Annotated in this window: 19 protein-coding genes; 5 read left to right on the top strand and 14 right to left on the bottom strand. The window is 70.4% G+C overall.

Going from position 1 to position 18778, the window contains the following annotated elements:
• Positions 1–120 precede the first annotated feature (120 nt).
• Both KO353_RS11925 and KO353_RS11920 read left to right on the top strand, forming a co-directional pair.
• Positions 121–1569, top strand: a complete 1449-nt coding sequence (locus KO353_RS11925) for a DEAD/DEAH box helicase (RefSeq protein ID WP_218284930.1) — start codon at positions 121–123, stop codon at positions 1567–1569.
• An 82-nt stretch (positions 1570–1651) separates the two neighbouring features.
• Complete coding sequence (locus KO353_RS11920) at positions 1652–3070, top strand: homospermidine synthase (RefSeq protein WP_218284929.1); 1419 nt, start codon at positions 1652–1654, stop codon at positions 3068–3070.
• A gap of 21 nt (positions 3071–3091) precedes the next feature.
• On the opposite strand, the gene KO353_RS11915 is transcribed toward KO353_RS11920, so the two are convergent.
• Both KO353_RS11915 and KO353_RS11910 read right to left on the bottom strand, forming a co-directional pair.
• Positions 3092–4075, bottom strand: coding sequence for an N-carbamoyl-D-amino-acid hydrolase (locus KO353_RS11915; RefSeq protein WP_218284928.1), 984 nt, complete (start codon positions 4073–4075; stop codon positions 3092–3094).
• Positions 4076–4080: 5 nt separating this feature from the next.
• Entirely contained in the window at positions 4081–5454 is a 1374-nt protein-coding gene (locus KO353_RS11910) for a dihydroorotase (protein ID WP_218284927.1), read from the bottom strand.
• Between the two features lie 147 nt (positions 5455–5601).
• Between KO353_RS11910 and KO353_RS11905 the strand changes: the two genes are divergently transcribed.
• From KO353_RS11905 to KO353_RS11895, 3 genes are all read left to right on the top strand, one after another.
• Positions 5602–7251 carry an MmgE/PrpD family protein gene (locus KO353_RS11905; RefSeq protein WP_218284926.1) on the top strand — a complete coding sequence of 550 codons (1650 nt, stop codon included), beginning with the start codon at positions 5602–5604 and terminating at the stop codon, positions 7249–7251.
• A gap of 24 nt (positions 7252–7275) precedes the next feature.
• Complete coding sequence (locus tag KO353_RS11900; RefSeq protein WP_218284925.1) at positions 7276–8415, top strand: bifunctional 2-methylcitrate synthase/citrate synthase; 1140 nt, start codon at positions 7276–7278, stop codon at positions 8413–8415.
• A gap of 597 nt (positions 8416–9012) precedes the next feature.
• Positions 9013–9483, top strand: a complete 471-nt coding sequence (locus KO353_RS11895) for a hypothetical protein (protein ID WP_218284924.1) — start codon at positions 9013–9015, stop codon at positions 9481–9483.
• 99 nt (positions 9484–9582) lie between these two features.
• Here the strand turns inward: KO353_RS11895 and otnC are convergent, their stop codons facing one another.
• The 12 genes from otnC to KO353_RS11835 form a co-directional block, all read right to left on the bottom strand.
• The gene (otnC, locus tag KO353_RS11890; protein WP_218284923.1) at positions 9583–10221 is read right to left on the bottom strand and encodes a 3-oxo-tetronate 4-phosphate decarboxylase; all 639 of its coding nucleotides are present in this window, start codon (positions 10219–10221) and stop codon (positions 9583–9585) included.
• Positions 10218–11498: a 3-oxo-tetronate kinase gene (otnK, locus tag KO353_RS11885; RefSeq protein WP_218284922.1), complete on the bottom strand. Its 1281-nt coding sequence runs from the start codon at positions 11496–11498 to the stop codon at positions 10218–10220. Before otnK ends, otnC begins: the two co-directional genes overlap by 4 nt.
• 4 nt (positions 11499–11502) lie before the next feature.
• A complete protein-coding gene (locus tag KO353_RS11880) occupies positions 11503–12363 on the bottom strand; it encodes a class I SAM-dependent methyltransferase (RefSeq protein WP_218284920.1) in 861 nt (286 codons plus the stop codon).
• Positions 12360–13403, bottom strand: a complete 1044-nt coding sequence (locus KO353_RS11875) for a glycosyltransferase family 4 protein (RefSeq protein ID WP_218284919.1) — start codon at positions 13401–13403, stop codon at positions 12360–12362. Before KO353_RS11875 ends, KO353_RS11880 begins: the two co-directional genes overlap by 4 nt.
• 4 nt (positions 13404–13407) lie before the next feature.
• Positions 13408–13809, bottom strand: a complete 402-nt coding sequence (locus KO353_RS11870) for a 6-pyruvoyl trahydropterin synthase family protein (protein WP_218284917.1) — start codon at positions 13807–13809, stop codon at positions 13408–13410.
• Positions 13810–13818: 9 nt separating this feature from the next.
• A complete protein-coding gene (locus KO353_RS11865) occupies positions 13819–14796 on the bottom strand; it encodes a zinc-dependent alcohol dehydrogenase (protein WP_218284915.1) in 978 nt (325 codons plus the stop codon).
• Positions 14793–15608 carry a RibD family protein gene (locus tag KO353_RS11860; RefSeq protein ID WP_235691839.1) on the bottom strand — a complete coding sequence of 272 codons (816 nt, stop codon included), beginning with the start codon at positions 15606–15608 and terminating at the stop codon, positions 14793–14795. Before KO353_RS11860 ends, KO353_RS11865 begins: the two co-directional genes overlap by 4 nt.
• Positions 15609–15617: 9 nt before the next feature.
• Positions 15618–16133, bottom strand: coding sequence for a hypothetical protein (locus KO353_RS11855; protein WP_218284914.1), 516 nt, complete (start codon positions 16131–16133; stop codon positions 15618–15620).
• The gene (locus KO353_RS11850) at positions 16130–16669 is read right to left on the bottom strand and encodes a permease (protein WP_218284913.1); all 540 of its coding nucleotides are present in this window, start codon (positions 16667–16669) and stop codon (positions 16130–16132) included. Before KO353_RS11850 ends, KO353_RS11855 begins: the two co-directional genes overlap by 4 nt.
• A gap of 87 nt (positions 16670–16756) precedes the next feature.
• Entirely contained in the window at positions 16757–17155 is a 399-nt protein-coding gene (locus tag KO353_RS11845; protein WP_218284912.1) for a hypothetical protein, read from the bottom strand.
• Between the two features lie 25 nt (positions 17156–17180).
• Positions 17181–17528 (bottom strand): rod-binding protein, encoded by a 348-nt coding sequence (locus tag KO353_RS11840; protein WP_218284911.1) that lies wholly within the window; start codon positions 17526–17528, stop codon positions 17181–17183.
• A 1-nt stretch (position 17529) separates the two neighbouring features.
• The gene (locus KO353_RS11835; protein WP_218284910.1) at positions 17530–18639 is read right to left on the bottom strand and encodes a flagellar basal body P-ring protein FlgI; all 1110 of its coding nucleotides are present in this window, start codon (positions 18637–18639) and stop codon (positions 17530–17532) included.
• Positions 18640–18778 lie beyond the last annotated feature (139 nt).

Raw genomic sequence — 18778 nt, 5'->3', positions numbered from 1 at the left:
ATTCCGCGCCCTCCGCGGCAAGTTGGACGTTCCGTGACCGAAAGCCTTCCCTCTGACGGCGCCTCCGGCGCCGACGACGCGCAAGTCGCGCCCGGCACACAACCGCTCACGCAGCTGGCCGTGACCGCTGCCGATGACCCCGCGGCCGCGCCTGCGGCAGTCAAGCCCCGCACGACCTTCGCCGATCTCGGGCTCTCCGAGGAGGTGCTGCGCGCGGTCGCCGATGCCGGCTACCTCCACCCCACCCCGATCCAGGAACAGGCGATCCCGGTCGTCCTGATGGGGCGCGACGTGCTCGGCTGCGCCCAGACCGGCACCGGCAAGACCGCCTCCTTCACGCTGCCGATGCTCGACATCATGCGCTCGGGCAGGGCGCGGGCGCGGATGCCGCGGGCTCTGATCCTCGAGCCGACGCGCGAGCTTGCCGCCCAGGTCGGCGAGAACTTCGCGAAGTACGCCAAGTACCTCCGCTTCGACTACGCACTGCTCATCGGCGGCGAGAGCATGGGAGACCAGATCGCGCGGCTCAACCGCGGCGTCGATGTGCTGATCGCGACACCGGGCCGGTTGATCGACCTGTTCGAGCGCGGCGGCCTCCTCCTCTCGGACGTGCGCATGCTGGTGATCGACGAGGCAGATCGGATGCTCGACATGGGGTTCATCCCGGATGTCGAGCGGATCGTGTCACTGCTGCCGCGGATGCGCCAGACGCTGTTCTTCTCCGCCACCATGCCGCCGGAGATACGGCGTCTTGCCGATTCCTTCCTGATGAACCCGAAGGTGATCACCGTCGCCCCGCCCGCGACGGTGGCCTCCACCGTCGCACAGCACCTCGCGCTCGTGCGCGAGCACGACAAGCGCGAGGCGCTGCGGCGGCTGCTTCGGTCGGAACAGGTGAAGAACGCCCTCGTCTTCTGCAACCGCAAACGCGATGTCGACATCCTCTGCCGCAGCCTGCTGCGCCACGGCTTCAACGCCGGCCAGCTGCACGGCGACATGACCCAGCCCAAGCGCACCGAGACCCTCGAGCGCTTCAAGGCGGGCGAGATCACCGTCCTCGTCTGCTCGGATGTCGCCGCGCGCGGGATCGACATCGGCGGGCTGTCGCATGTGTTCAACTTCGACGTGCCGCGCCATGCCGAGGACTATGTCCACCGCATCGGCCGGACCGGCCGCGCCGGCCTTCCCGGCCGTGCCTTCACGCTCGCGACGGTCGAGGACGACGAGGCGCTCGCCGCGATTGAGAAGCTGATCGGCAAGCCCATCCCTCGGATCCAGGTCGAGGGGCTCGATCCGGTCTCGCTCGACGTGATGGGCGAGACGCCTCGACCACGCAGCCGCGGTCGCGGCCGAGGAGCGACCGCAGCAAAGACGCGCGCCGAGCCGAAGCCGGCCGCGGCGCCGAAGCGCACCGCCGAGGCGCCCAAGCGCACCGCGCCGACCCAGCGTGAGCCGGCCGAACACGGCGACCGCGTCCTCGGCTTCGGCGACTTCATCCCCGACTTCATGCGCGCGCCGCGCCGCGTCGCCCGCCCGACCGCAGCGGAGGCGGAGGACGAGGCCGCCTGACCTCCGCTCGAGGCGATGGCGCGGCACGGCGCCAAGCCTCCCCCTCCTCGTTTCTCTTGAACCCGCCGTCCTCGAGGACCCCATGGCCGAGTGGAAAACCCATGCCCGTTTCCCCGGGCCGATCGTCATGGTCGGCTTCGGTTCAATCGGCCGCGGCACGCTGCCGCTGATCCTCCGCCACATCGACGCTCCGCGCGAGCGCATGGTGGTGATCGACCCCGATGACAGCGGCCGCTGGATCGCCGAGAAGGAAGGCATACGCTTCCGCAAGCTCGCGCTCACCCGCGAGAACCTCCGCAGCGAGCTCGAGCCTCTGCTCGGCAGGGGCGGGTTCCTGGTGAACCTCTCAGTCGAGGTGTCCTCGGTCGCGCTCATCGAGCTCTGCCGGCAGTGGAACGCTCTCTATCTCGATACCTGCATCGAGCCCTGGCCGGGCGGCTACACCGACCCGTCGCTCAGCATGAGCCAGCGTTCGAACTACGCTCTGCGCGAGAGCGCCCGCGCGCTGCGCCGCCCGGGCCACGACGACCCAACCGCTCTGATCGCGCACGGCGCCAACCCAGGCATGGTGAGCCACTTCGTCAAGCAGGCGCTCGTCAACCTCGCCGAGGCGCTCGGGAAGGACACGACGGCGCCGACGACGCAAGAGGGCTGGGCGCGGCTCGCCCGCGATCTCGGCGTCAAGGGGATCCACATCGCCGAGCGCGACACCCAGCGCTCCGACCGGCCCAAGGAGCAGGGTGAATTCGTCAACACCTGGTCGATCGAGGGGTTTCTCTCCGAGGGCATGCAGCCCGCCGAGCTTGGGTTCGGCACGCACGAGAAGGCGCTGCCGCCGGAGGGGCGCCGGCACGAGTTCGGCTGCGACGCCGCCATTTACCTGACGCGCCCGGGCTGCGCGACGCGCGTGCGCACCTGGGTGCCGACGGCAGGGCCGCAGATCGGCTGGCTGATCACCCACAACGAGAGCATCTCGATCGCCGACTACCTGACGCTGCGCGAGGGGGGCAAGGTCGTCTACCGGCCCACCTGCCACTACGCCTATCACCCCTGCGACGATACGGTGCTCTCGCTGCACGAGTTCCAAGGGCGTGCCTTCGAGCGCCAGCCACGCACCCGGCTGATGAACGACGAGATCGTCGAGGGAATCGACGAGCTCGGCGTTCTGCTCTACGGCCATGCGCGGAACGCCTACTGGTTCGGCAGCCAGCTCTCGATCGCCGAGGCGCGGCGGCTCGCCCCCTACCAGAACGCGACCGGGCTTCAGGTCACCTCGGCCGTGCTCGCGGGTATGGTGTGGACGATCGAGAACCCGCGCAGCGGTGTGGTCGACGCCGACGAGATCGACTGGCGTCGCTGCCTCGAGGTGCAGCTGCCCTATCTTGGCCCGGTGGTCGGCGCCTATACGAGCTGGACGCCGCTGACCGGCCGCCCCGGCCTCTTCCCCGAGGACGTCGATCTCGAGGATCCGTGGCAGTTCCGAAACGTCATCGTGCGCTGATCGCGGTCGCCCCGCCCACGCTCAGGACGGCGGCACGACCCCGACCTGGTCGACGATCCGCCGGTAGTGCTGCGGGCGTCGATGGGCGGCGAAGTCGAACATCTTCGTCTTGCCCTGCCGTGTGGCGTCGAGATCGCAGTCGGCGACCAGCACCTCGTCGCCGAGCGTCGTGGCTTGGGCGACGACCTGACCGTTCGGGTCGACGATGCAGGAGCCGCCGATCAGCCCCGCGCCGTCCTCCTCCCCTGCCTTGGCAACGGCGACCGCCCAGGTTGCATTCATGTAGGCATTGGCTTGGGCAACGAGCGTCGAGTGGAAGGTGCGCAGCGCCGCACTCTCGCCCTCGCCGCCATTCGGGTCGTAGGCGGCCGAGTTGTAGCCGACGAGCACCATCTCCGCGCCCTGCAGCCCTAGGCAGCGCCAGGCCTCCGGCCAGCGCCGGTCGTTGCAAATGAGCATGCCCATGATCCCCGGCCCGATCGGGGCTTCGGTGCGGAAGGCGGGGAAGCCGAGATCGCCATAGGCGAAGTAGCGCTTCTCGAGCTGCTGCCATCTCTGCCCGGGCCTGACCCGTTCCGACCCGGGAAGATGAACCTTCCGATACTTGCCCAAGATCGTTCCGTCCGGGGCGACGAGAACGGCGCTGTTGTAGCCGCGGCGGCGCACGGCGCCGTCACCACCTGGGCCATCGTCGAAGGCCCCCCGGTCGAGCTCGGCGTAGCCAAGATAGAACCCGACACCGAGCGCCCTCGCCCGGTCGAACAGCGGCTGCACATTCGGGTTCGGCATCTCCGGCTCGAAATAGGAGAGGAGCTCCGCCTCGTCCTCGATCGGCCAGCGTGGGAAGAAGGTCGTCAACGCGAGTTCCGGGAAGACGGCAAGCCGGGCCCCCTCAGCTGCGGCCTTCTCGAGCAGTGCGATCAGACGCGCGAGCGTGGCCTCGCGGGGGTCGGCGCGCTGCACCGGCCCCATCTGGCAGGCGGCGACGCGGACGATTCGTGCCATCCACCCTAGCTCCTCTGGCGCGGCACGAACCGGCCCGCACCCGGAGCGTTCAGCACCCGGTGCCCGTCCCAGATCATCTCGCCGCGGAGATAGGCGGCGGCGACACGGCCGCGCATCTCCCGGCCGTGATAGGGGCTCCAGCGGCACTCCGGCCGGTCGACGATCATCGTCTCGTCGAAAGTGAACACCCCGCGTTCGATCACGCAGAGATCGGCATCGGCGCCGATGGCGATCCTCCCCTTCTTCGGCAGGAGGCCGTGGTAGCGCGCCGGCTCCTCGGCACAGTATTTCGCCATCAGGGTGATTGGCAGCCGACGCTCATCGAGAAGCGTGAACATCAGCGGCGCGAAACTCTGAAGCCCCGTCAGACCGGCGCTGCACTTGAAGATATCGGTGTGGCGCTTGCGCTCGATCGGCCAGGGCGCATGGTCGGTCGAGACATAGGCGACGGTGCCTTTGAGCAAACGGTCCCACACGCGCTCGACCTCCTCGGCGGTGCGGAAGGGAGGGTTGCACTTTCCCTTGCCGCCGAGGCGGACGAGGTCCTCCTCCGTCATGCAGAGATACTGGATGCACGCCTCGCCGGAGGCCTTCATGCCGCGGTCGCGATAGATCGCGGCGAGGTCGAAGCCCGAGGCGAGAGAGGAGTGGGCGATGTGCACATGCGCGCCGGTGGCGAGCCCGAGCTCGAAGATCGTCACATTGGCGAGGTTCTCAGCGAGCGGCGGCCGGGTGCGGCAGTGCATGATCGGGTCGGTCCTGCCGGCGGCGAGCGCGCCTTCGGTCAGCCGCTCGACGAGCTCCTGGTCCTCGTTGTGGACGGCGACCATCAGACCCGTCTCGGCGATGAAGGCGAAGGCCTTCTCCATCTCGATATGATCAATTCGCGGGAAGCGGACCGCGTCATACTCGTAAGTCGAGAGCTTGAAGGCGGAGGCGCCGGCCTCGGCAAGGCCGAGGATCGCGCCTGTGCCGCCCTGCTTGGTGATGGTGCCGTAGAGCGCGACATCGACATGCGCGGTCGCATTCACCACCGCGACCTTCTCGCGGAAGATCGCGGCATCCGTGACCGGATGGGGGATGTCGTAGGGCATGTCGCAGACCGTGGTGACGCCCCCCGCAGCGGCCGTGCGGGTCGCATGCTCGATCCCCGCCCAGCCCATCGCGGAGGAGGTGTGCATGTGGCCGTCGACCAGGCCCGGGAAGACGAGCTTGCCGCGATGATCCGACACCGCCCGCGCGGCGGGCGGCTCGCCCTGTCCGATCGCGGCGATCCGGCCTTCCCGGATAGCGATGAACCCGTCGGCGAGCACGGTGTCGGACGTGACGACATCGCCACGAACGATCCGGTCGAAGGTGGCATCGTGCGGTGCGGACATCGCTGCTCGGTCTCCTCGCTGTAGGTCGTTCGCTTGCGCCTCTGCGCGGCTCGGGTCTAGGAAGGCGCGCCAGTCAAGAACGCAACAGCGTGGCGATCAAGGGCGGATCCGCCCGCCGCGTGCGCCCGAGGAGGAGAGACGGCACCGATGAAGCTCCATTCCGTCCGCGTCCATCCGTCGAAGGACCTTCTGCCGCGCGAGGAGCAGCTCGCGTGGAAGATCGCCGGCGTCGCGACCGACCGTGCCCCGGTGCCGAAGGACGTGGCGGAGATGATCATCAACCGGATCATCGACAACGCCGCCGTCGCCATCGCCGCGATCAACCGCCGCCCCGTGGTATCGGCGCGGATGATGGCGCTCGCCCATCCGCGCAAGGGCGGGGCGACCGTGTTCGGCATGCCTGCCGCGACGACGGTCAGCCCCGAATGGGCGGCCTGGGCGAACGGCACCGCGGTGCGGGAGCTAGACTTCCACGACACGTTCCTCGCGGCGGATTATTCCCACCCGGCAGACAACATCCCCCCCGTCCTCGCGGTGGCGCAGACGATGGGCCGATCGGGCCGTGACCTCATCCGTGGGCTTGCCACCGCCTACGAGATCCACATCGACCTCGTGAAGGGGATCTGCCTGCACCGGCATAAGATCGACCACATCGCCCATCTCTGCCCGGCCGCTGCGGCCGGAATCGGGGCACTGCTCGGGCTCAGGCAGGAGGTGATCTTCCAGGCCGTGCAGCAGGCGGTGCATGTGAGCTTCACCACGCGCCAGAGCCGCAAGGGCGAGATCTCCTCCTGGAAGGCCTTCGCGCCGGCGCATGCGGGCAAGCTCGCGGTCGAGGCGGTGGATCGCGCGATGCGCGGCGAGGGCGCGCCGAACCCGATCTACGAAGGCGAGGACAGCGTGATCGCCTGGATGCTCGCCGGCCGCGAGGACCGCTCGCACGAGTATCTCGTGCCCCTGCCCGAGCCGGGAGAGCCGAAGCGCGCGATCCTCGAGAGCTATACCAAGGAGCACAGCGCCGAATACCAGAGCCAGGCGCTGATCGACCTCGCCTTCCGCATGCGCGAGAAGATCGAGGACTTCTCCGCGATCGAGAAGGTGATCATCCACACCTCGCACCACACCCACTACGTGATCGGCACCGGGGCGAACGACCCGCAGAAGATGGACCCGAACGCCTCGCGCGAGACGCTCGACCACTCGATCATGTACATCTTCGCCGTCGCCCTCGAGGACGGGCGCTGGCACCACATCGACTCCTACACCCCGAGGCGTGCGCGGCGCCCCTCCACGGTCGCGCTCTGGCACAAGATCGAGACGAGGGAGGATCCGGAGTGGACGCGCCGCTACCACTCCGATGATCCAAAGGAGAAGGCCTTCGGAGCGCGCGTCGAGATCCTGTTCAAGGACGGCACACGTCTCGTCGACGAGCTCGCGGTCGCGAACGCCCACAGCCTCGGTGCCCGCCCATTCACGCGGCCCGACTACATCCGCAAGTTCCGGACACTGACGGACGGCATCATCACCACGCGCGAGGCGAACCGCTTCCTTGCCGATGTTCAGGACCTCGCCGCCATTCCGGCCGGGGGGCTTGCAGTTCTCAACATCGCCGTGCCGCCGAAAGGGCTGACGCTCGCGCCAGGCAAGGGGATCTTCGATGCTCCGCCGGTGGCGAAGCCCGAGACGCGCGCCAAGCGGCAGCTGCGCGCAGCGGCGCAGAAGACCCGCACGCTCGAGCGCAGGAAAGGCCGCGCCGCGAAGACGGCGTTGCGCCGGACGGCGAAGGGGACGCGCTGAGCGGGGCGAAGGGAGGACGAACCGATGAACGACGTGGCGACCCAAGGAGTGCACAAGGGCCTCGTCGGCGTGGTGGCCGACGTAACCGCCGTCTCCAAGGTGATGCCTGAGACGAACTCCCTGACCTATCGCGGCTATCCGGTTCAGGATCTGGCCGACCAGTGCCGGTTCGAGGAAGTCGCCTACCTCCTGCTCGAAGGCGAGCTGCCGACGCGGAGGCAGCTCAACGCGTTCCGGAAGGCGGAGGCCGCCGAGCGCGGCATCTCGCGCGCGCTCATCCGCGTGCTCGAGGAGTTCCCCCGCAAGGCCCACCCGATGGACGCCATCCGTACGGCGGTGTCGTTCATGGGGATGGAGGACCCGGAAGGGCGCGACACCTCGGTGGAGGCCACACGGCGCAAGGCGCTTCGCCTCTATGCGAAGATCCCGACCGCGATCGCCGCGATCGCGCGTCTCCGCAAGGGCTTGCGCCCGATCCGCCCCAAGCCCGAGCTCGGCTTCGCCGAGAACATCTTCCACATGTTCTTCGGCAAGGTGCCGGAACCGGCCATCGTCAAGGCGTTCGACGCCTCGATGACGCTCTACGCCGAGCACAGCTTCAACGCCTCGACCTTCACCGCCCGGACGGTGACGAGCACCCAGGCCGACATCCACGCCGCGGTGACGGCAGCGATCGCCGCGCTGAAGGGGCCGCTGCACGGCGGCGCCAACGAGGCGGTGATGCATATGCTGAAGCAGGTGGGCACGCCCGCGCGGGCGCGCGGCTGGATCGACGACAAGCTCGAGCATCGCGCGCTCGTGATGGGCTTCGGCCATCGCGTCTACCGCTCCGGCGACAGCCGCGTGCCGACGATGGCGAAATACCGCGACGAGGTGGCGCGGCTTCGCGGCGGCGAGAAATGGCTCGAGATCAGCCGGATCCTCGCCGAGGAGATGCTCGCGCGGAAGGGGATCCACCCCAACCTCGATTTCCCGGCCGGCCCCACCTACTACATGATGGGGTTCGAGATCGATTTCTTCACCCCGCTCTTCGTCGCAAGCCGAATCACCGGCTGGTCAGCGCACGTGCTCGAGCAGATGCAGGACAATCGGCTGATCCGCCCGTTGTCGCACTATGTCGGCGCGGCGGAGCGCAAGGTGGTGCCGCTCCGCGCCCGCGGGTGAGGCGCGCGGCGCGGTCGCGGTTCTGTCGCCGGCGAGCCGGTCCGAGCCGCCTCTGCGACGTCACCTTGCGCGCCGCACTGAGAGGCAAGCTGCGACGGTCGTCCTTCGTGTTCCCGGCCTGACGCCGTCGACGCGCGCCGCATCGCCCGTGGCCTGCGCGAGGCTGCGGGCGCGAGGCGCTCGACGAAGCGCGCGTCGCGCTGCCGTTCCGCCACGAGGCGACCATCATCGCCGCACGACGCGCACCGGACGCGCGATCGTGCACGAATCTCGTCGCCGCGATGTCGTTTTTGTTGACACGCCTCCGCACCACACGCATAGCGTGATGTTGCGGAAGCAGATGCATTCCGATTCGCAGGCGCGATCGCTGCATCATGGTGCTCCGCGCAGGGAAGGACGGTCCATGGACCGCATGCTTGTCGAAGCCGCCACCGCGGCGACGACACCCCCGGAAAGGCCAGAGGCGGGAGTTCGTTTCCCGGCCGTGATGCTCTCGTGCATCGCGGGCGGCAAGCCACGCGCGAGGCGGTTCCGGTTTCCCGCTGCCCAGGCGGCCCGCTGGCGCCGCCGCGGCGAACCCGTGCAGCGGGAAATGGCATGGCGCTTCAGGACCTCAGCGGAAAGGAGTTCATGCACGTGACCATCACCAAGGTCGTGCCGGCGGCGGTCGAGGCCATCCGTGCGGCAGAGGAGTCAGATGCCGGCGAAGGCCGCGCACAGCCGATGGCGATGCGGGCTGCTACGAAGAAGGCGGCACCGAGGCGGACGGCGGCGGCGAAGAAGCCGGCGGCGAAGAAAGCCGCACCGAAGCGCGCCACGGCGGCGAAGAAGCCGGCGGCGAAGAAAGCCGCGCCGAAGCGCGCCGCGGCAGCGAAGAAGGCGGCGCCGAAGCGCACCGCGGCAGCGAAGAAGCCGGCCGCCAAGAAAGCTGCTCCGAAGCGCGCCGCGGCGGCGAAGAAGCCCGCGGCGAGGAAGACGACGGCAGCGGAGAAGCCCGCGGCCCGTCGCCCGCGCAAGGTCGCGGAGCCTGCCCCAGAGGCGCCCGCGCCCGAGACACCGACCACCTGAGGGCTCTCCGGCCCGGAGCAGGGCCGGAGACGCCACCGAAGAACGCGCCGGCAGCGTCCCTGCCGGCGCGTTTCGCGTCTCGTGTGCGAGGCCGACGCCTCAGCCGAACGTGGCCAGAAGGTCGTCCACCTGCTGCGCGGTAAGCAGGCGCGCCCGCTCGCGGGGGAGAAGCAGGAAGAGCTTTGCCGCCTCCTCGAGCTCCTCCGCCGCGTAGACCGCATCCTTGAGCGTGGCACCCGACACGACAGGGCCGTGGTTCGCGAGCAGAACCGCGCGGGCGGTTTGTGCCGCTTGCGCGATCGCCGGCTCCATCGCCGGGTCGCCTGGCCGGAAATACGGAACGAGCGGCATCGTTCTGCCGATGCGCATCACGAAATAGGGCGTGAGCGGCGGGATCGGGTTCGCGGGATCGACATCGGCAAGGCAGGAGACGGCGGTGGCCCAGGTCGAATGCAGATGCACCACCGCTCCGGCATCGGCGCGCGCACGATAGAAGGCGCGGTGCATGAACACCTCCTTCGATGGCCTGTCGCCGCCCACAGGCACGAAGTCGGCATCAAGCTTCGAGAGGCGCTCCGGGTCGAGACGACCGAGGCAGGAGTTCGTTGGCGTGATCAGGTAGCCGTCAGCGAGGCGCACCGAGATGTTGCCCGCGCTGCCAACGGAGAACCCGCGCGCGAACAGTGATGCCGCGAGCGCGACGATCTCCTCCCGCGCCGCCGCCTCCTCCGCCGTCATGACACCTGCTCCAGCATCTCGAACGCCTTGAGGAAGAAGTCCCGGGCGCCGAAGTTGCCGCTCTTCAGCGCCAGAAGCAGCGGCACGTCCCCGCCTTCGGCGCGCGTCCAGGGAACGCCCGGGTCAATCTCAGGGCCGATCCTGAGCCGCGTGATGCCAAGGCGCTGCACCACCGCGCCCGAGGTTTCGCCACCCGCCACGATGAGACGACGCACCCCGCGCGCGACGAGGCCCGCGGCGATCTCGGAGAGAGCGGTTTCGACGAGAGCGCCGGCAGCCTCGCGGCCAAGACGCTCTTGAAGCAGGGCGACACGATCGGGCGTGGCGGAGGCGGCGATGACGATCGGCCGCGCCCCAAGCCTGCCCTCCGCCCAGGCGAGAGCGCGTGCCGCGAGCGCCAGGGCGTCAGGTTCGGCGAGCGGGTCGAGCTCGAGCGTCGGCACGTGGTCGCGCGCGAGGCCGATCTGCCCAAGGGTCGCGCGCGAACAGGAGCCGGCGATCACCGCCGTGTGTCCCTCCGGCACGTCGAGGCGATCAGCGCTCTGCGATGCGGCGAGGCGGCCGGAGCGGCGGAAGTTCTCGGGGAGCCCGATCGCGATCCCCGAACCGCCGACAAGCAGCGGCAGGTCGGACGACGCGGCGCCGAGCGACTCGAGATGAGCGTCCGACAGAGCATCGACGATCGCGTAGCGGTGGCCGCGCTCGGGCAGCGCAAGGCACGCACGCCGGATCGCGTCCGGGCCCTGCGCGACGGTCGCGTAAGGGACAAGGCCGACCGTGCCCGTGCTCTGACGCCCGAGAACGCGCACAAGATTTGCGTCCGTCATCGGCGTCAGCGGGTGCTTCTCCATGCCGCTCTCGTTTAGAAGAGCGCTGCCGACGAAGAGATGGCCCTGATAGACCGTGCGGCCGTTCGCCGGAAACGCGGGGCAGACGGGCGCGAAGGGGGCGCCGAGCGCGGCGAGCAGGGCATCGGCCACCGGCCCGATATTGCCGGCATCGGTGCTGTCGAAGGTCGAGCACACCTTGAAGAGGACCTGGGCAGCGCCGCACGAGCGAAGCCAGGCGAGAGCGGCGAGGCTCTGCGCCACCGCCTCCCCGACCGGTGCGGTGCGCGACTTGAGCGCGACGACGACCGCATCCGCATCAGGCGCGGCAGTGCCTGGAGCGGGCACGCCGATCATCTGGACGGTACGCATCCCGCCGCGCACCAGCGTGTTGGCAAGGTCGGTCGCCCCAGTGACGTCGTCGGCGACGGAGCCGAGCAGGATCGGCATGGTGTCAGTCCTCTGTCGGAAGCGCGAGCAGGTCGCGATGGCCGATGACGAGCGAGAGCCTTCCACGGGCGATGGCGGAGAGCCTCGCCTCCCGCCACGTCGCGATCCGTGCCGCGGCGCGCGGCAGGGCTTCGGCGGCCGCCGCGGCATGCCCCTCAACCATGTCGGTGAGAAGATGGCGGGCGATCCTCGGAATGAGCCAGTCGCTCGACGCGGTGGCGACCTCGAAGCCGCGTGCCCTCAGAAGCCGCACGAGGATCTGAGGCGCGGCCTGCCCCATCGCCGGCCCGAACCCCTTGTCGCGTCGCATGTGCCGCGCGAAGCTCCTCGCCACGAGCCTGTCGCCGAGAGCGGGCGGACGCCACCGGTCGCGGCCATCGACGGTCAGGCAGGCGAGAAAGGGAACGGAGAGACGCGCGACGAAGCGTGCCGCCCAGGACGCCGAGACGAGATCCATCAAGGCCGAGCAGACCACGGCATCATGGCCCGCGAGCGGGAGAGCCTCAGGCCCGGCGCCGAAATCGGCAACCCGCGCCTCGATCCGCCATGCGCCGCCCGGGGCGTGAACGATCAGCGCGCCGGATGGTGTGGTGACGGTCCAGCCACGCGTCTCCGCCCAGGCAGCGGTGCGCGCGAAGCCGTGCTCGAGCAGATCGCCGTCTGCATCGAGCATGGTCCAGACCTGAGCGCGGCCGATCCTCGGGGCCAGCCAGCGGAACAGGGAGCCTGCCCCCGCCCCGAGCTCGAGCAGACGCGGCCGCTGTGGCAGGGCGTCGGCGAGGCGCGCGGCGAGGGCGGCGGAGCGGGCAACCGCATCGAAAGGCTCGCGACGGGCGAGCCACTCGGCGCTGAACCCCTCGCTCATGCCGGAGTCTCAGCGAGCGCAGCGGCAAAGGCATCGGCCTGGTCTTCCCAGCTCGGCAGCCTGCGGCCGGCGGCATAGGCGTGCTCGGCCATGCGGCGACGCAGCTCGCCATCGAACACGAGCCGGCGCATCGCGCGCGAGAGCGCGGCCCAGTCGCCTGGCGGAACGATCACCGAGGCCTCGGGGGGAGCGAGCTCGGCCACCGCACCCCCTGCCGTGAGGGCAACCGGGATGCCGCGCTTCAGCGCTTCCGCCACCGCCATGCCGTAGCCCTCGTACCAGGTGGCGAGGGCGAAGAGATCGGTGCCCGACCAGAGGGCGGCGAGGGCGGCATTGTCCACTTCGCCGGCGAAGGTGACGCGGCCGGCGATGCCGAGCTCCTCGGCAAGAGCCGCCAAAGAGCGCGCATGGACTGGGTCGCGCTCGAGAGAGCCGACGATCGTCAGCGTCCAGGAGAGGTCGGAGAGCCGCCCGAGAGCACGCAGAAGAAGGTCATGGCCCTTGCGCGGCACACAGGCGCCGACCGAGAGGATGGCGCAGCCTGCAGCACGGCTGCCTTCCGCACGCGGCGCCTCGTCCGTTCCCGGCTCGACGACGGCAATACGCGCCTCGGGCACGCCGAGGCAGACGAGCTCTCGCGCGGTGGTTCGGCTCGTCGCGATCAGCCGCGACAGGACGGGAAGGAGCGCCGACTCCTTCTCGCGCAGGAGTGCCGCCTCGGCCTCGGGCAGGCCGGTCTCGAGCGGTGTGGGATGGTGGATCAGCCCAGCCGCCCCGGCTGATGCGACCGCATCGGCGAACCGCGCGAAGGCCGGAAGGGCAAGGCCGTCGATCAGCAGGAGCTCGCCCTCCGGACGCTCTGCAAGCGCCTGCCAGGCGGCCGCCTCTGCGGCAGCGTCAGGGAGCGGGAAACGCCCGGGCAACTCGACCACACGCACCGCATGGCCGCGCGCGACGAGGCCTGCGACGATTCGCCGGTCGTAGGCATAGCCGCCGCTGACCGTGCTGAACGGTGCGGGAACGACCAGGGCGAGCCGCATCCCCCTAGCCCACAGGCCCTTCGAAAGCGGCCCAGGCGACGGGGCTCTCGCGCAGCACCACCTTCAGCCCCGTGATCCGCTTGCCGCTTTCGCCGAGCCTGCCCTCGCGCAGCGCGGCGGCGAGAAGCCCATGCACATGCGCGGCCATGAACTCGGTGGTGGTGTTCCGCCCCGCGAATTGCGGCAGAACGTCGAGATTCTCGTAGTCGAAACTGTCGAGCGCGCGGCGCAGTTCGGCGCGCGCGAGCCCGATGTCGACCACGAGACCGTGCTCGTCGAGCGAGGGCACGCGGAACTCGGCCTCGACGGCGTAGGTCGCGCCATGAAGCTTCTGCGCCGGGCCGAACACCTCGCCCTTGAAGGAATGGGCGATCATCACGTGGTCGCAGACGGTCAGGCTGAACACGAGAGGTCCTCACGCATCGGGGTGGTGGAGCACGACATGGCAGAGAACGCCAGGGCTCGCGGCAAGCCGAGCCATGGTGGCGGGAAGATCGTCGAAGGCTGAAGGGCCGTCGAGGAGGCAATCAAGACGCGGATCGTCGAGCAGGGAGAGGGCGAGGGCGAGGCGCTCGGCACGGCTCCTTCGCCCGCGCATCGCTCCCCCGACCTCGCCGACCTGCGAGGAGACGAGGCGCAGGCGGCGGCTGTGGAAGGCCTCGCCGAGCGGAAGCGCCACCTCTCGGTCACCGAACCAGGAGGCTTCGACGATCCGCGCCTCGACGGCAGCGTGGGCGAGAGCGAAGCGCAGCCCCTCCGGCGTGCCGGAGGCATGCACAACGAGATCCGCCTCGCCGGGCGACTCCTCCGGCGTGGCGAAGGCAAGGCCGAGCGCCTCCGCAACCTTCCGCTTGCCGCCATCGCGGTCGATCACCGTGAGGGACACGCCGGGGATTCGCGCGAGCAGATGCGCGGCAAGCAGGCCGACCACGCCCGCCCCGACCACGAGCACGCGCTCTCCCGGCAGGGCGGCGGCATCCCAGGAGATGTTGAGCGCCGTCTCCATGTTGGCCGCGAGCACGGCGCGGCGCGTCGGCACGGCCTCAGGCACCGGGGCGAGCATGGCGGCGGGCGCGAGGAACCGCGTCTGGTGCGGCGCGAGGCAGAACACACGCCGCCCGATCAGGGCCTCGGGCCCGTCCCTGACGATGCCGACGGCGCTGTAGCCGTATTTCACGGGGAAGGTGAACGCGCCCTCCTGAAGCGGGCAGCGCATCGCCGCATGCTGGCTCGCAGGAACCCGCCCGGAGAAGACGAGGCTTTCCGTGCCGCGCGAGATGCCGCTTGCGAGCGTCTCGACCAGAGCCTCGCCGGGTGCCGGGGCGCGCAGCGTCTCGGCGCGTATCTCGCCGCGCCCGGGCGCCACCACCCAGAAGGCACGCGCCTGCCTCATGGCGCGCAGGCTGGCCGCGCGCGGCCGATCGCGAGATCGAACAGCGTATCGGCGCCGAGACGATAGGTCAGCGCCGGCGCGCGCAATCCCTCCTCTGGCCGCGCCGCTTCTGGAAGCACAAGGGCGGGCAGCCCCGACCCGAGCAGAAGCGGTGCGACGGCGATGTGCAACCGGTCGATCAGCCCGGCGGCGAGGAAGCGGCCCACGGTGACGCCGCCTCCCTCGACGAACACATGCGTGATGCCGCGCAGGCGTAGCCGCCGCAGAAGCATGGCGAGATCGAGCCCTCCCGAGGGGTCGCGCGGCAGGCGCATCACTTCCGCCTCGCCGTGCCGATCGGGTCCAGGCATGTCGGCCGCGCAGACGAGAAGGGTGGGCGGGCCACCGGAGAACACGCGCCGTCCCTTATCAAGGCGACGGTCGCGATCGAGCACGACACGCACCGGGCTCTCGCCGGAAACAAGGCGCGTGGTCAGAAGCGGATCATCGGCCGCGACGGTGGCGGCACCGACAACGATCGCCTGGTGCAGGGCACGCAGCCGGTGGGTGTGGAGGATGTCCTCGCGGTCGCTGATCCACTGCGAGACGCCAGAGCGTGTGGCGATCCGCCCGTCGAGGCTCTGCGCGAGATGGGCTGTCACCCACACACCGTCAGGCGCGACCGGCGGGCCGGTGAGCGGCCCGAGCAAAGCGGCAAGCGTGGCGGCCGCCTCGCCGGACGGCTCGGGCAGAGGGGCGTCGCCGCCGCAGCGCCGCGCGCGCAGGGCACGCCACATCGCCTCGGCGCCTGCCTCCTCTCGACCCCGTTCCATGCGCGGCTTCTACCCCCCGATGGTTCCGGGCGGAAGGAGAGCAAGGAGCGCCTCGGCCGCGAGGCCGGAGGCGAGCGGCAGCCAGAAGCCGGTGGCGAGGCGAAGAGCGACGAAGCGCCAGCCCATCAGCGGTGCCTCCCACACGATCACGCGGTTGATCGCGAGCACCGACCAGGCCGAGATCAGCGTCACCATCTGCGCCGGCCCCGCCCCGCTCGACCAGAGCGCGAGCACGATCGGGAAGGAGACGAACGGGCCGCCAGGGATGAAGGCGCCGACAACGGTCGCAACGAGATGCCCCCGAAGCCCCGTCTCTGGGCCCAGGAGAAGGGCCGCGAAGCGCTCGGGCACGAGCACGGCGAGGAAGCCCGCCATCGGCAGGGCGAGGAGCATCAGCGGCAGAACGCCCTTCAGCGTTGCGAACGCGAACCGCCCGCCCGCCAACGCCGCCTTCCGATCGCGCCGCCACAGGAGAACAGCGGCAACGGCAGCGGCAAGCCAGATGACGATCCCCGCAGCGCTCACGCGATCGAGCCCGGCAGCCGGCGCGCCATCAGGCCCGCGAGGATCGGCAGAGGCAGGGAGGCGACGAAGCGGAGGGCGGCGAACTCGGGCCCGAGGATCGGGATTTCCCAGACGAGGATGCGCTGCAGCCCGTTGAGCGACCAGGCGGTGACGTAGGCGATCAGGGCACCGCGGTCCGCCCCTCCGGCGGCGAGCGCAAACACGAGGGGGAAGGCGGCCATCGGCCCGCCTGGCGTTGCCGCGCCGGCAAGGGTGGCGATGAGAAGGCCCCGCAGCCCGCTCTCTGCACCAAGCCAGCGCGCGATCGTCTCCTTCGCCACGCCCGCCTGGACGAAGCCAGCGAGCAGAAGGGCAGCGCCGAGCACCGGAAGAAGGGTGAGGAGCAGGCCCCACGCGACGGCGAGCGCCTCCGCCACACCCTCGCCTCCCTTGATCGCCCAGGTTGCGAGGCCGCTCGCGGCGGTGAGGGTCCCGACGACCAGGAGGCTTGATCGGGTGGCGCCGGCCGGCGCCCGCTCTGTCGGTCGGGGTCGCATCGGGACCCCCGACCATGCGCCGGCAGCTGTGGCCTGGCAATCGGGGCGACGGAGACGGAACGACCGCGCCCCGCAGCGCCGCTCCGCTCAGGCGTTGGCGGCGAACCCCACCGGCGCGGGCGGCACGGCATGGCCCCCGGCGGGGGCGACAGGTCCGTACAGGGCCGGTTTCGGCACGGCGGCGGCGGCGAGCGTGCGCACGACCGCGTCCTGGGCGGCGAGCGCACGTTCGAGCATGCGCCGGTTCGCCGCCGCGAGATCGGCAAGCCGTGCCGAAAGCCCGGCGAGCGCCTCCCGCTCGCTCCCCTCGGCGCGGCCCCCTGCCTTGCGCACCGCCGCCTCGGCCGCGGCGAAGGCTTCGACCGCGCGTCGCTTCTCGGGCGCGAGCATCGCCGCGGTGGCGAGATCGAACTCCGCGAGAGCGCGGTTTTCCGCCACGAGCAGGTCGGACAGCCGCACCCCAGCGGCGATCAGGGCCTGGAACATGGTCGTCTCCCTCCCCTCTTGCCGTTCATCCTCCCGCGCCGGTCGCCGCATTCGTGCCGGCTCCGGCGCGCTCCTGGGCGGCGAGCAGCTGGCGGAACACCGCCTCGCCGATGCCGAGGCCGCCATTGGCCGCCGCGATCCGCGCATATTCGTTGACGAGAAGCGGCGCCCACGCCGCTTCGCCCCTGCCGCCGCCGCCGAAGCCGCGGCCCTTGGCGATGCCCTCGAACATCGGCTGGAACAGGGCGCCGAGCGCCATCGCCTCGAAATCCTGCGCCGCCTTGCGCAGGCTCGCGACGTCGCTGCCCGCGCGGCGGAGCTCGGGCACAGGCCGCAGGGCGAGATCGGCAGCCGTGGTGGCGCGAGGCTCCATCTTACATGATCTCCAACTCGGCCTGCAGCGCTCCGGCCGCCTTGATCGCCTGCAGGATCTGGATCATGTCGCGCGGGCCGACGCCGAGCGCGTTGAGGCTGCGCACGAGGTCCTCTAGCGTCACGTTCGCCGGAACGATGCCGAGCCGCCGGTTCTGGTTCTCCTGCACCTCGATCTCGGTGCGCGGCACGACCACCGTCTCGCCCTGGCCGAAGGGGTTGGGCTGGCTCACCTGCGGCGTTTCGGTGATCCGGATCGTCAGGTTGCCCTGGGCGATCGCCACCGTGCTCACCCGCACATTCGCGCCCATCACGATGATTCCGTTCGCCTCGTCGATGATCACGCGGGCGGTCTGGTCGGGCGTGATCCGGAGCTGCTCGATCTCGGTGATGAAGCCCACCGGGTCCTGCGCCGCACGCCCGGCGCTGATGTTGACCGTGACGGTCGCCGGATCGATCGCCGCCGCGACAGGCTCGCGAGCGAAGCGGTTGATCGCCTCGGCGACGCGGCGGGCGGTGGTGAAGTCGGGGTTGCGCAGGCTGAGCCGGAGCGAGGAGGTCCTGCCGAAGGCGAACGGCACCTCGCGTTCGATCGTCGCGCCCGAGACGATCCGCCCCGCGGTCGGCACGCCTCGGGTGATGCTCTGGGCGGCGCCGCGCGCGGCGATCGCTCCGGTCGCGATCTGGCCCTGGGCGACCGCGTAGACCTCGCCGTCGGCGCCAAGCAGGGGTGTCACCAACAGGGTGCCGCCGGTGAGGTTGGTCGCATCCCCCATCGCCGCGACATGGACGTCGATCCGCGTCCCGGTTCGGGCGAAGCCGGGAAGGGTTGCGGTGACCATCACCGCGGCGACGTTCTTCGTGTCGAGGCGTGTCTCCTGGTCGCGCACGTTGACGCCGAGGCGCTCGAGCATGCCGATCAGGCTCTGGCGGGTGAACGGGGCGGCGGCCAGCCGGTCGCCCGTGCCGTTGAGGCCGACGACGAGGCCGTAGCCGACGAGCTGGTTCTCGCGCACGCCTTCGACATCGGCGATGTCCTTGATGCGCACCTGCGCGTCGGCCGGCGCGGCGGAGAGGGCGATCGCGACGAGCATCACGGCAAGGCGCAGCATCTGGCTCACATGCGGTTCGCGCGGTGGTCTCGGTGGGTGGACCGCAATCGCCGTGCCAAGGCGGGCGCGAGGAAAACCGCGGCCTCCGGCGCAGCCTGGCACGGCACGGCCCGGCAAAACCTGCCGATTGCGGACGAAG

The organism is Elioraea tepida (assembly GCF_019203965.1).
Classification (GTDB): domain Bacteria; phylum Pseudomonadota; class Alphaproteobacteria; order Acetobacterales; family Acetobacteraceae; genus Elioraea_A; species Elioraea_A tepida.
The sequence above is the reverse complement of the archived record's forward strand: the minus strand, read 5'-3'. Positions and strand labels throughout refer to the sequence as shown.